We start from the raw sequence: 11,427 nt of genomic DNA, 5'->3' as shown, positions 1-11,427 counted from the left end.
CCCCAACCAGCAATGCCGCCCGCGCTGGCGCCGCGACCATCATTGCACTAACAATCAAATTGGACCCGTCCGTGGGGGCCGATCAAGATGACAAGTGCATGAGAGAATGCCTTTCCCGCCGATAGATTTGTGGTTGCCTTGACGTTCGTAAGTGCGGACGCACCTCTAAAAATTTCCAACCCGACCCAGGCTATAAAAAGCGCACCCAGAACGAGAACTGCGGTGAAAACGCCCGGAATCGACTGAAGGGCAACTCCGATACCGAAGTAGGCCATCAGGCTGTGCATCGCCCCGCCAGCAACGATGCCAGACAAGGCTGCCGCTCCCAGCTTGCGGCCACCAGCCATTGTGCTGCCCAACACAAAAGCCATATCCACTCCGGGGAGGGCAATTATGCCAAACAGAAGGATCCAGAACAGCCAGAGATGGCCGTATTGAGTAAGAAAGAAGAGATCCATCAACACCATTCACGAATTGCTTCTTGCACGGAGAATCCGCGTACTGAATGCTCGTAATGGTGCGGCGCAACACGGCCCTGAAATAGAGCCAATTCAATGGTAGTTGACGGACCCAATTGGGGTTCCCGCGATTTGATGGACTCGATCCGCGTTGTGAGAGGAGATTGCCATCTCCCGCGAACGAGGAACCCGTCTCCGCCTGAGTTAAAGGTCACACGGCTGCAGGCCGGAACGATCTTCCAAGCTGTCGCACTGAGCTTACCCGACCGTTGTGCACGCTATGCTGCGCCATGCTTCGAGCGCAAACCGGTAGGTATTCCATAGTTCACTGCAGCGCCTCATGGTCATCGTCATGGCCGACTGCAGCAAGAAAATTTCCAGTGTTGCATCACCTTCTCTCGTGGTCGAGCGCAATGCGCGAGGGACTTCCCAGGTCGTGCGGCTGTCCGCCAAGAAATCTCGCGCCGATGGACAAACCTGTCGGGAACATCTTCCATTTACAGGAAAGGACTTGCCCGCGGAGATTGACGATGCGATTCTGAAAATCGCGCGGGTTCTCGCACGCCAAGCCGCCAGAGAAGACCATGCGCGCCAACAAGCTGGGAGCGCTCGTCATGACGAAACGCGCGGCGATTTACGCGAGATTTTCCACCGACCTGCAAAATGAACGATCAATCGAGGATCAGGTCACCCTCTGCAGGAAGCATGCCGCAGAACACAATCTCACGATTGTTGCGACCTATGAAGACAGAGCCCGTTCAGGCGCCTCGGTGTTTGGACGAGAAGGCCTCGTTCAACTCATGGATGCCGCCCGTGATGGCGCGTTCGATGTCGTGGTCATCGAAGCCCTCGACAGGCTTTCACGCGACATGGAGGACCTGGCGGGTATCCACAAGCGCCTGTCCTTTCTCAACATTGAAATCCGCGCTGTCCACGATGGTGTCGCCAATACGGTTCTCGTCGGTCTTCGGGGGCTGGTCGGTCAACTCTATCGTGAAGACAACGCGCACAAGATTCGCCGCGGCCAGGCCGGACGCGTCGGTCAGGGCCTCAACGCCGGTGGCCTGACATACGGCTATGCTCCGGTTCCTGGTGAGCCTGGGAAGCGGCAGATTGTCGAAGAAGAGGCCGAGGTCATCCGTCGTATCTTCGATGAGTATGTCGCCGGGCGCACCCCGCGTGATATTGCGCGTGACCTCAACTGCGACAACGTTCCACCTCCGCGCGGTACGAAATGGAACGCTTCCACAATCAACGGCAATGTGCAACGCGGCACCGGCATCCTGCAGAACGAACTCTATGGTGGCCGGCTGGTCTGGAACAAGGTGCGCATGGTGAAGGATCCTGACACGGGCCGCCGCGTCTCGCGCCCTAATCCGAAAGAGGAGTGGCAGTCGTCCGACGTGCCAGAACTCGCGATTGTCGATCGCGAACTGTTCGATCAGGCGCAGGCACGCAAACGTGAGCGTAGCCTTGACCATCCTCACCACCATCGCCGACCGCGTCACATGCTTTCGGGGCTTTTGCGGTGCGGCGCGTGCGGATCGGGCATGTCGACCAACGGCAAGGACAAGTCGGGCCGCATCCGGATCAGGTGCTCGGCCGCGACGGAAAGCGGGTCGTGTCCAGACCCGAAGACCTTCTATCTCGAAACCGTGGAAGCCGCTGTTCTGACCGGACTGCGGGCCGAGATGAAGAGCCCCAAGGTGCTCGCCGAATACGTGAAGACCTATCACGAGGAGCGCAAGCGACTATCGGCGGAGGCCGATGCCAATCGAACGCGTCTTGAGCACCGTGCCGATAAGCTCAAACGCGAGATCGACCGGCTGGTCGATCATCTCGCCAAGGGCATCGGCGATCCATATGTGATCGGTCCCCGCTCGACGGAACTCTACCACGAGCGCCAAGCGGTGCTTGCTGAGCTGGAGAAAGCTCCGCCCGCATTCGAGGTCGTCTCGCTGCATCCAGCAATCCTGAAGCGCTACGAAGAGCAACTCGAAAGCCTGCAAGATGCACTAGCGGAAGGCATGCGTTCGGGCGACCGGGAATGCGCGGAAGCCATACGGGAACTCGTCGAAACGGTAACGGTTTACCGCGACCCTTCAGAACCGGGCGCGGTCGAGATCGAGATTGCAGGACGCCTGAATTCGATCCTTGGCGAGCGCGCTTACCCCAATGGGGTCAAACGGGTGTGGGGATTGGTGGTAGCGGAGGAGGGATTCGAACCCCCGACACAAGGATTATGATTCCTCTGCTCTAACCAACTGAGCTACTCCGCCCCGTGCGGTCTCTCAAGGCCAGCTTTGCAGTGCCGGACCGGGGCCGCCGAAGACGCGCGGATATAAGGTCCTGTCGGTGACGGTGTCAAGCAGTCCGCGGTCCATCGAGAAGGAAAGTTCAGCACACCGTCATGTCGCCGGGAAAGCCGTGCAGATCGCGACAAAATCCCGGGGTTGAGTTGCGCGCGCGGCCCCGATATGTCACTCCCCACGCCAATGTCGGGCAAAGATTCAATGAAGCCGCGTATTGCTGTCCTTGGATGCGGATATTGGGGGTCGAACCATATCCGCACGCTGAAATCGCTTGGAGCGCTGCACGCCGTTTCCGATGCGAACCGCGCGCGGGCTGAAGGCTTCGCCAGTGAGCATGACTGCCTGGCCATTGATCCTGATGCGCTGTTTGAACGCAAGGACGTGGATGCGGTGGTGATGGCGCTGCCTCCACAGTTTCATGCCGAAAGTGCGGTCCGCGCCGTCAATGCCGGCAAGGACGTATTGGTGGAAAAGCCGATTGCGCTCACGGTCGAAGATGCCGAGCGCTCCGTTGAAGCCGCCAGGAAGGCTAGCCGCATTTTCATGGTCGGCCACGTGCTGCGCTTTCATCCCGCCTTCGAGAAGCTGAAATCGCTGATCGATGCCGGCGAATTGGGGAATGTAGGATACATCCATTCCCACCGTCTCGGGCTCGGAAAGTTCCACACCGAGAATGATGCCCTGTGGGATCTTGCGCCGCATGATCTCTCGATGATCCTGGCGATCACCGGCTCGCCGCCTGTCGAGGTGCGCGGGGAGGGCGCGGCTCTTCTCGACAATCTGAGCGATTTCGCCCATCTCCACATGCGCTTTCCGGGCGGGCTCAGGAGCCATCTCTTCACCTCGCGCCTCAATCCCTATCGCGAGCGCCGCCTGACCGTGGTCGGCGACAAGGCAATGGCTGTGTTCGATGATGTGGAACCCTGGGGACGCAAGCTGGCCGTCTATCGGCACGCCGTGTGGCAGGATAGCGGCCAATGGGCCTTCACCACCAACGAGCCCACCTATGTGCCTGTCGAGGAAGGCATGCCGCTTACCCGAGAGCTGGAACATTTCATCTCCTGCATCCGCACCCGCAGCGAACCGCGGACAACCGGTGCCGAGGCTGTCGAGGTGCTGCGCATCCTCACTGCAGGCACGATCGTTCACAACTGAGCGTCAGGGGATAGGGGCCTCGGCAAGACGCGAAAGCATGGCCTCTGCCGCCGTGCTGCGCTCGGAGCGCTCGATGAAGCCGCCGCCGAGCACCCGCGCTTCCTCGCCTTCGTCAGAATAGAGAACGCAGGCCTGTCCCGGGGCCACGCCGGACTCGCCTTTGGCGAGCTCGACCCAGGTCACGCCGGCTTCGTGACGGAGTATGGCGGGGCAGGGCGGTCGCGTGGAGCGCACCCGTGCAAGGAGCTCTACGCCTTCGACCGGAATGTCGCTCAGCGCGGCGTCGCCCAGCCAGTTCATCTGGCGCAGGAATATCCGCCGGGTCTCCAGCGCCTCGCGTGGACCGACGACCACCCTTGCCCTGTCGGCATCGAGATGGACGACATAGAGCGGTTCGCCGGTTGCGATGCCGATGCCGCGCCGCTGCCCGATCGTATAGTGCAATATGCCGTCGTGCCGGCCAAGCACGCGACCGTCGATATGCACGATCTCGCCCGGCGAGGCTGCTTCCGGCTTCAGCCTGGCGATGATGTCCGAATATTTTCCCTGCGGCACGAAACAGATGTCCTGGCTGTCATGCTTGGCGGCAACCGAAAGTCCCATCTCTTCCGCGATTGCGCGCACCGAGGGCTTGGAGAGGCCGCCAAGCGGGAAGCGCAGATAGTCGACCTGTTCCTGGGTGGTCGCGAACAGAAAATAGCTCTGGTCGCGATCGGCATCGACCGGGCGGTAGAGTGCGCGATGCGCACCATTGGGACGACTGCGGATATAATGCCCCGTGGCGAGCGCGTCGGCGCCGAGTTCGCGAGCGGTTTCCAGGAGATCGGCGAACTTGACGGTCTGGTTGCAGGCAACGCAGGGGATGGGCGTTTCGCCCGAAACGTAGCTCTCGGCGAAGGGATCGATCACCGCCTCGCGAAAACGCTTCTCGTAATTGAGCACGTAATGCGGGATGCCGAGCGTCTCGGCAACCCGGCGCGCGTCATCGATGTCCTGTCCGGCACAGCACGAGCCGGCCCGATGCACGGCCGCGCCGTGATCATAAAGCTGCAAGGTGACGCCGACGACCTCGTAGCCTTCCCTCTTGAGAATCCCGGCCACGACCGAGGAATCGACGCCACCGGACATCGCGACGACAACGCGCGTGTCTTCCGGGCTCTTGGGCAGGTCGAGGCTGTTCATCTCTGTCATCTGTCTAAATATGCAGCTGGGTAATGCCAATGCGGCCAAGATAGGTCAAGGACCGCAGCTTTACCATCGGCAGTGCCGACGCCGAAAAGGCTTGTCCAGTCGTTAGAGTTTTAATCAAAACCGGCGCAAAACCCTAACAGCGGATTCACTTCCGTTACTTTAAGATTACCCTACGCTTAGGCAAATCTTAAAGCTGTGGCGCTAATGTGACAACGATTAGGTCTGGGGTTTGTGTAGAGAGTACGATGACCGATCTGGTACGACCGCGCGTGAAATATGTCATCGGGCCTGATGGCAGTCCGCTTACGATTGCCGATCTGCCGCCCACCAATACGCGCCGTTGGGTTATTCGACGCAAGGCTGAAGTGGTGGCAGCCGTCCGCGGCGGTTTGCTCAGCCTCGAAGAGGCATGCCAGCGCTATCGGCTGACAGTCGAGGAATTCCTGTCCTGGCAGGCTTCCATCGACGAATATGGCCTTGCCGGTCTGCGCACGACGCGCATCCAGCAATATCGCCACTGATCATCTTCCTCAAAAGACTGATCACGCCCGGCACGGCTTCTGCTTTCGTCCTGTCAGCGATTCCCTCCCTGTGGCCGATCCCGCTAGGACATCTCGGTCATGCTTGCCGGACGTCGTCCTTTTGGAGAGTCTTCGGGATGGAACGCCGGGGGTGCTAATCAGCCGCCGATGCTTGTGATCTCAGCCAGTGAGGGCGCGTCCGGGTTCTGCTTCGCGTCCCCTGGCGTCTCGGGATTCCAGAGCTTCGGCCCTGGCAAGCTCGGCCTCGGCCTCGGAGAGGGCAGCGTTGGCCTGTTCCCTTTGCTGCCGCAGGTCGTTCTGCGAGTTTCGAAGATTATCGCGACGGAGGCGTGCCGCCTTGGCAAAGGTCGGATAAGCGAAGTGGTTCACATCGGTGATGCCGCTTTTCTTTTCTTCATTCGCGACCTGCGCATCGAGCTCGGCGGCCATGCGATCGAATTCGGCAATCATCATATCGAGCTGCATGATCTGCCGTCGCTTCTCATTCACCTGAAATTGCTTCAGCCGAACAAGATTCTCCCGTGACTTCATGATCCGATACTCCCGGAAACGCGAATGCTTTGCCGACTCCCTGCCGGCGTGAAAATCCATAGAAAAACCTTTGCAAGCGAGCGGCCCGACGGCTTTGGAAACAAAATCCTAAAATTCCCCGCCATTGGTAACCATTCGTTTACGTGCGTTGTTAATCATACTGGCGAGGACTTAAGGCGTGGTAAAAATATGGCGACGTTCAGAACCCGAATATTGCGAGTCGGTGGAGTCGCTTACAGCCGATTCTTCATGTATCCGATCGCGATTTTACGATCAGGATTCGTGTGTGAATTCAAGTATCTAGTCTGAAATGTTGAAAAGAGTTTTTGGGCACTTGCAAGAGTGAATCAGATTTTGTTAACCATTGGATGGCAGGGTCCGATTCACGGTATTGACCGCTTGGTGCCGGATACCTGCCTGCCGGGACGGCGGCGGAAAGGGGACTAGGATGCGCGTTCTGCTGATAGAAGACGACAGTGCGACGGCACAAAGTATCGAGTTGATGCTTAAATCGGAAAGCTTCAACGTTTACACGACCGATCTTGGCGAAGAAGGCGTGGATCTTGGTAAGCTTTACGATTACGACATCATTCTGCTCGACCTTAACCTGCCTGATATGTCGGGTTACGAGGTTCTGAGGACGCTGCGACTTTCGAAGGTCAAGACGCCGATCCTCATTCTGTCCGGCATGGCGGGCATAGAGGACAAGGTGCGCGGACTGGGCTTTGGCGCTGACGATTATATGACCAAGCCCTTCCATAAGGACGAACTGGTGGCGCGCATACATGCGATCGTTCGCCGTTCGAAGGGACATGCCCAGTCGGTCATCACCACAGGCGATCTGATCGTCAATCTTGACGCCAAAACCGTCGAGGTTGCCGGGCAGCGGGTGCATCTGACGGGCAAGGAATATCAGATGCTGGAGCTGCTTTCGCTGCGCAAGGGCACGACGCTGACCAAGGAAATGTTCCTCAACCATCTCTATGGCGGGATGGACGAGCCGGAGCTGAAGATCATCGACGTCTTTATCTGTAAGCTCAGGAAGAAGCTCGACGCGGCTTCGGGCGGACAGAATTTCATCGAAACGGTCTGGGGGCGAGGCTATGTGCTTCGCGAGCCCGAAGAGGTTCGCGAAAGCGCCTGATCCGTTAAATTGTCTATCGACGAAAAGCCCGGCGGTTGCCGGGTTTTTTGTCGAACTTCCGATTTGTCAGCCCGCGCAGGCGGCGATCTGAATTCCGCGGCCTGGCAGAACGCATTCCGGAAGCCCGCGCAGGATGCTTGGTGATCCCGTGGACATGCTGCCGATCAGCTTGCGGTCAGCAGGATATCCTCGGCGGTGGCGCGAATGGAGATGGTCATGCCCGTCTCGCGTGCCAGAAGCAGCGTGTAGTAGAATTGCACGCTGTGGGCATCGATCGGCTCTTCCGGTTCGCGGCCGGAATGCAGTTCGAGAAATTTCGCTGGAACCCTGACCATCGGCCCCCGTGCCAGCAGGCTGAATTTCGGGCTGGTCTCCAGATCCTCCAGCGTTACAGTGAGCTTGCCGCCGCGCGGAATCGCGGCATTGGCCACGAGAAGAAGGTTCAGGAGCAGCTTGACCCTGTTCTTTGGAACGAGAGCGCGTCCACCGATCCATTCCAGTTCAGGCTTCTCGTTCTTCAGGAACGCGGTGGCAACATTCTGCGCATCGCCGGTGTCGATCTGCATCCCCGCCGACCCGGCGGCGCCAAAGGCGATCCGCGCGAACTGCAGCCGTGCCGAGGCGTTGGCGGCGCTGGCGTGAATGAGCCGCATCGCATCCTCGTCCGCACCGCCTTCCTCGAGCAGTTCCAGCCCGTTATTGATGGCGCCGACAGGGGAGATGATATCATGACAGACGCGGCTGCACAGGAGTGCGGCAAGGTCGGGTGCGGACAGGGTGAAGATATCGGCCATGTCTTGGTGGTCCCCGCTTCCAAATGGCATTCTCAATTCCGACCGGAATCGGTCATAACATCAATGCGAATCAGGCTCCGCAAAGGCCTGATCTGGATACACAGGGCTTGCCTGCGTCGCAACAATCCGCCTTTGCCGGATACAGGACATCCTGTTTCCGGGCAAAATCCCGGCTTTTTAAGCCCTCGGAAGGGACTTCCCTGCGAAGTTTAATGGTTGAAAAAGGATTACGGCGTTAGGTTAACGAGAATGGGGTCAGGCGGCCGAAAAAAGAAGCCGCCGGTTCCGGCGTTGCAGAGTGCTCCGAAACGGAGATTGGATAAATGCTTTCCGAAATTTTCCCAAGGGCGGTCCTGCGCTTTGCCGTGTTGGCGCTGACCGTAATCGGGATCGCGACGGCCTCGCCGGTCCCGGCACGCGCCAACACCGGCTACACGGCACAGGAAATCGTCGATGCCGGCCATGGCTTTTTTGGTGCCACGACGGGCGGGCTGGCAACCGTCATCGAGAAGATCTTCGCCTCCTACGGGCTGCCGAACGGCTATGTACTGGGCCAGGAAGGTTCCGGGGCCATTGTCGGCGGGCTGACCTATGGCGAGGGCATGCTCTACACCAAGAATGCCGGTGACCATAACGTCTACTGGCAGGGACCATCGATCGGCTGGGACTTCGGCGGCGGCGGCTCGCGTGTGATGTTTCTCGTTTATCAGCTGGATACGGTGGAGAGCCTCTACCGGCGTTTTGTCGGCGTGGCCGGCTCTGCCTATGTGGTCGCCGGCGTCGGCTTCAACGTCCTGAAGCATGGCGATGTTCTTCTGGTGCCGATCCGGACCGGTGTGGGAGCGCGTCTCGGGGTCAATGTCGGCTATCTGAAGTTGACGCAGTCCCCAACCTGGAACCCGTTCTGAGCCATCCCCTGCCGGCCGGTTTTTCCTCCCGGCCGGCGGAGATTTGGCGGGACAAGGTCTGCGGCCAATGCTATCGACGCGCGATGTGCTAAATTCGCAAACCGCATGCGCCCGAGGGACATGTTCCCGTGATCCAATCGATCCTCTTCTTTTCGCTCGGCTTCCTCTGCGCTGCCTTTATCGCCCTGATGGTCGCGCCTGCCCTCTGGCGGCGTGCCGTTGAGCTCACACGCCGGCGCATCGAGGCATCCGTACCTCTGTCGGCCGCCGAATTGCAGGCGGAAAAGGATCGCCTGCGCGCCGAACATGCGATGCAGACGCGCCGGCTGGAGATGAAACTGAAATCTCTCACGGAAAAATCAACGGCCCAGAGCCTGGAAATCGTGCGGCTCCGGGAAGAAGCAGACCGGCTTGCGCAGGACCTGGAGAAGCAGGCCCATACAAACGGGCACCTCGACAGCGAAACCCGGCGGCTTGGAGCTGTGGCGGCAGACCATGCGCGGATCGTGGAGGAATTGACGGAAAAGCTTGCGGGAACGGAACGCATGGCCGAAGAACGCGGCAAAGAGCTGGAAAGGCTCGAAAGGCTTTATGAGGAAGCAAGTTTCGCTTCGAGCAGCAGACAGATCGAGCTTGTCGCCCGTGAATCCGAGATCGAAAAACTGTCGGAAGAGATCAAAGGAATGCGTGCGGCGCGCAAGGAAGCCGATCGGGTCATGCGCCAGGCGGTAAACGACAGGAAGGCGGCCGAAAGTGCGTTGCAGGCCGAACGCAAGCGCGCCGCCGAACTCGAAACAAAGCTGGAGCGAATGTTCACCACACTGTCGGATCGCGAGGAGAAGCTGGAACGGCAGGCGAGGGAACTCGATCGTCTGCGCGAGGAAATAAAGGCTATGTCCGCTGCGGGCTCGACAGCGGGCCAGGGGGAGGGATCGGACGACAAGGCGCTTCGCGACCAGATCAGCACGCTGGCGGCCGAGGTCGTTCATCTGACGGCCTTGCTCGAAGGTCCGGAATCGCAGATCTACAAGGCCCTCGGCATGGAGGAGCCGGCAAAAGGCAAGGCAAAGGAAGCCGCTTTTCCAAGCCTTGCGGACCGTGTCCGAGCGCTTCAGAAAGCTGCTCAGGGAAGCTGATTCACGCTTCGACGGTCGCAATGCCGCATGTGATGCAGCGCGATGGCGGAAGCGGCCGCCACATTCAGGCTGTCGAAGTCTTCCGCCATGCCGATGCGCACCGTCTTGAGCCGTTCGAGAACATTGCGGGGCAGACCTTCGCCTTCCGAACCCAACAGGAGTGCCATCCGTCGCGATCGGGCTGCATCGGCAATTTCGGTTTTTCCCGCCGGCGTGAGCGCGACGATCTCGAAACCGTTGTCCGTCAGGGTCGAAACGAGCTCGTCTGCGCTGCCCTGTCTGGCGAAGGGAACCTTCAGCGCTGCACCGACCGAAACGCGGATGGCCTTGCGGTAAAGCGGATCGCAGCATGTACCATCGAGAAGCACAGCGTCCGCGCCGAAGGCGGCGGCGTTGCGGAATATCGCCCCCATATTGTCATGATTGGCGATGCCCATCAGCGCCACGACCAATGCTTCTTCGGGCAACGCCGAGAGCAGTCCGGCATGCGTCTCTTCCTCGCTCCGCATGCCGATAGCCAGGATTCCGCGATGCATGTGGAACCCTGCAATCGCATCAATGACCGGGGCCGACGCGACATAGACAGGGACTTCCTCGGGTATCAATTCCAGCAAGCTTTCCATGCCGGCAAGGCGGTTTTCCAGAAGAAGCACCGATTCGGCCTCGAAACGCCGGGCCGTGAAGAGTACATTCAGAACCACCTTGCCTTCGGCGACGAAGCGGCCCTGCCGGCCGACCAGATCCCGTTCGCGAATATCGCGATAGGCGGCAATGCGCGGATCGGCGGGATCATCGATACGGATCGGCTGGCGCAGTCCGGAAGAAGCGTTGTTCAAATCTCTTCCACATAGAGGTCGACCAGCGTCGACATAACCGCGCGAACGTGATCCGACGAACAGGAATAGTAGATCATCTGCCGGTCGCGCCGGGTGTTGACCAGTTCCATTGCTCTCAATTTGGCCAGATGCTGGGAGAGTGCCGACTGGCTCAGACCAACTTTCTGCGCGATCTCACCTACCGGGAGCTCCGAATCCAGAAGGTGGCACATGATGGCCAGACGATTTCTGTTGCCCAGCGCTGCAAGCAACGCCGCACATTCATCGGCTCTCTCGATCAAACCAGCAGAATACATGAAAAATACGCCGCCGCATGTCCTCGTTCCGGCTGCCACCTGAAGGCAGCCGCCACCCGAGCGTTTCCTTGCTGAAACGTTATGTGAATTTGTCTTGAGCCTTCAAATCACAACACTTTGCGGG

The 11,427-nt window shown here is 59.4% G+C and carries 13 protein-coding genes, 1 tRNA gene and 1 pseudogene; 7 read left to right on the top strand and 8 right to left on the bottom strand.

Annotation, left to right across the window (positions count from 1 at the left end):
- Nucleotides 1-47: 47 nt before the first annotated feature.
- The gene (locus L598_RS08200; RefSeq protein WP_186444963.1) at nt 48-458 is read right to left on the bottom strand and encodes a LysE family transporter; all 411 of its coding nucleotides are present in this window, start codon (nt 456-458) and stop codon (nt 48-50) included.
- Between the two features lie 340 nt (nt 459-798).
- Between L598_RS08200 and L598_RS08195 the strand changes: the two genes are divergently transcribed.
- On the top strand, nt 799-1,125 hold the full coding sequence (locus L598_RS08195; RefSeq protein WP_144861486.1) for a hypothetical protein: 327 nt from the start codon (nt 799-801) through the stop codon (nt 1,123-1,125).
- Nucleotides 1,043-2,131, top strand: a pseudogene (locus L598_RS21950) (recombinase family protein); the annotation flags it as partial. The gene L598_RS08195 and the pseudogene L598_RS21950, both read left to right, overlap by 83 nt.
- Nucleotides 2,132-2,209: 78 nt before the next feature.
- Here the strand turns inward: L598_RS21950 and L598_RS21945 are convergent.
- Nucleotides 2,210-2,422: a hypothetical protein gene (locus L598_RS21945; protein ID WP_348642742.1), complete on the bottom strand. Its 213-nt coding sequence runs from the start codon at nt 2,420-2,422 to the stop codon at nt 2,210-2,212.
- 238 nt (nt 2,423-2,660) lie between these two features.
- Nucleotides 2,661-2,737 (bottom strand) — tRNA-Met (locus tag L598_RS08185).
- Nucleotides 2,738-2,971: 234 nt separating this feature from the next.
- Here L598_RS08185 and L598_RS08180 point away from each other — a divergent pair.
- A complete protein-coding gene (locus L598_RS08180; RefSeq protein ID WP_144861485.1) occupies nt 2,972-3,925 on the top strand; it encodes a Gfo/Idh/MocA family oxidoreductase in 954 nt (317 codons plus the stop codon).
- Between the two features lie 3 nt (nt 3,926-3,928).
- Here L598_RS08180 and mnmA read toward each other — a convergent pair whose 3' ends face one another.
- Nucleotides 3,929-5,107: a tRNA 2-thiouridine(34) synthase MnmA gene (gene mnmA, locus L598_RS08175; protein ID WP_144861493.1), complete on the bottom strand. Its 1,179-nt coding sequence runs from the start codon at nt 5,105-5,107 to the stop codon at nt 3,929-3,931.
- 254 nt (nt 5,108-5,361) lie between these two features.
- Here mnmA and L598_RS08170 point away from each other — a divergent pair, with 254 nt between their 5' ends.
- A complete protein-coding gene (locus tag L598_RS08170) occupies nt 5,362-5,637 on the top strand; it encodes a DUF1153 domain-containing protein (RefSeq protein ID WP_144861484.1) in 276 nt (91 codons plus the stop codon).
- A gap of 180 nt (nt 5,638-5,817) precedes the next feature.
- On the opposite strand, the gene L598_RS08165 is transcribed toward L598_RS08170, so the two are convergent.
- Nucleotides 5,818-6,189: a flagellar export protein FliJ gene (locus L598_RS08165; RefSeq protein ID WP_144861483.1), complete on the bottom strand. Its 372-nt coding sequence runs from the start codon at nt 6,187-6,189 to the stop codon at nt 5,818-5,820.
- Between the two features lie 448 nt (nt 6,190-6,637).
- Between L598_RS08165 and ctrA the strand changes: the two genes are divergently transcribed.
- The gene (gene ctrA, locus L598_RS08160) at nt 6,638-7,333 is read left to right on the top strand and encodes a cell cycle two-component system response regulator CtrA (RefSeq protein ID WP_144861482.1); all 696 of its coding nucleotides are present in this window, start codon (nt 6,638-6,640) and stop codon (nt 7,331-7,333) included.
- Nucleotides 7,334-7,497: 164 nt separating this feature from the next.
- Here ctrA and L598_RS08155 read toward each other — a convergent pair whose 3' ends face one another.
- The gene (locus L598_RS08155; protein WP_144861481.1) at nt 7,498-8,127 is read right to left on the bottom strand and encodes a histidine phosphotransferase family protein; all 630 of its coding nucleotides are present in this window, start codon (nt 8,125-8,127) and stop codon (nt 7,498-7,500) included.
- A gap of 323 nt (nt 8,128-8,450) precedes the next feature.
- On the opposite strand from L598_RS08155, the gene L598_RS08150 reads away from it, so the two are divergent.
- Entirely contained in the window at nt 8,451-9,035 is a 585-nt protein-coding gene (locus L598_RS08150; RefSeq protein WP_144861480.1) for an EipA family protein, read from the top strand.
- A gap of 128 nt (nt 9,036-9,163) precedes the next feature.
- Nucleotides 9,164-10,171 (top strand): hypothetical protein, encoded by a 1,008-nt coding sequence (locus L598_RS08145; protein WP_144861479.1) that lies wholly within the window; start codon nt 9,164-9,166, stop codon nt 10,169-10,171.
- Here L598_RS08145 and L598_RS08140 read toward each other — a convergent pair.
- Both L598_RS08140 and L598_RS08135 read right to left on the bottom strand, forming a co-directional pair.
- Nucleotides 10,159-11,007, bottom strand: coding sequence for an RNA methyltransferase (locus L598_RS08140; RefSeq protein WP_246658677.1), 849 nt, complete (start codon nt 11,005-11,007; stop codon nt 10,159-10,161). The two genes, L598_RS08145 and L598_RS08140, sit on opposite strands and share 13 nt — an antisense overlap.
- Nucleotides 11,004-11,303, bottom strand: a complete 300-nt coding sequence (locus L598_RS08135; protein ID WP_144861491.1) for a metalloregulator ArsR/SmtB family transcription factor — start codon at nt 11,301-11,303, stop codon at nt 11,004-11,006. Before L598_RS08135 ends, L598_RS08140 begins: the two co-directional genes overlap by 4 nt.
- Between the last annotated feature and the right edge of the window lie 124 nt (nt 11,304-11,427).

It is taken from the genome of Mesorhizobium sp. J18 (genome assembly GCF_007829525.1).
GTDB lineage: Bacteria > Pseudomonadota > Alphaproteobacteria > Rhizobiales > Rhizobiaceae > VLJP01.
Note: the sequence above shows the minus strand (reverse complement) of the source record. Positions and strands in the feature narration are given on the sequence as shown.

Bases quoted from the DNA above. Each gene is read 5' to 3' on its own strand.
- L598_RS08200 (WP_186444963.1), bottom strand. From the start codon at position 458: ATGGATCTCTTCTTTCTTACTCAATACGGCCATCTCTGGCTGTTCTGG.
- L598_RS08195 (WP_144861486.1), top strand. From the start codon at position 799: ATGGTCATCGTCATGGCCGACTGCAGCAAGAAAATTTCCAGTGTTGCA.
- L598_RS21945 (WP_348642742.1), bottom strand. From the start codon at position 2,422: ATGCAGCGAGACGACCTCGAATGCGGGCGGAGCTTTCTCCAGCTCAGC.
- L598_RS08180 (WP_144861485.1), top strand. From the start codon at position 2,972: ATGAAGCCGCGTATTGCTGTCCTTGGATGCGGATATTGGGGGTCGAAC.
- mnmA (WP_144861493.1), bottom strand. From the start codon at position 5,107: ATGAACAGCCTCGACCTGCCCAAGAGCCCGGAAGACACGCGCGTTGTC.
- L598_RS08170 (WP_144861484.1), top strand. From the start codon at position 5,362: ATGACCGATCTGGTACGACCGCGCGTGAAATATGTCATCGGGCCTGAT.
- L598_RS08165 (WP_144861483.1), bottom strand. From the start codon at position 6,189: ATGAAGTCACGGGAGAATCTTGTTCGGCTGAAGCAATTTCAGGTGAAT.
- ctrA (WP_144861482.1), top strand. From the start codon at position 6,638: ATGCGCGTTCTGCTGATAGAAGACGACAGTGCGACGGCACAAAGTATC.
- L598_RS08155 (WP_144861481.1), bottom strand. From the start codon at position 8,127: ATGGCCGATATCTTCACCCTGTCCGCACCCGACCTTGCCGCACTCCTG.
- L598_RS08150 (WP_144861480.1), top strand. From the start codon at position 8,451: ATGCTTTCCGAAATTTTCCCAAGGGCGGTCCTGCGCTTTGCCGTGTTG.
- L598_RS08135 (WP_144861491.1), bottom strand. From the start codon at position 11,303: ATGTATTCTGCTGGTTTGATCGAGAGAGCCGATGAATGTGCGGCGTTG.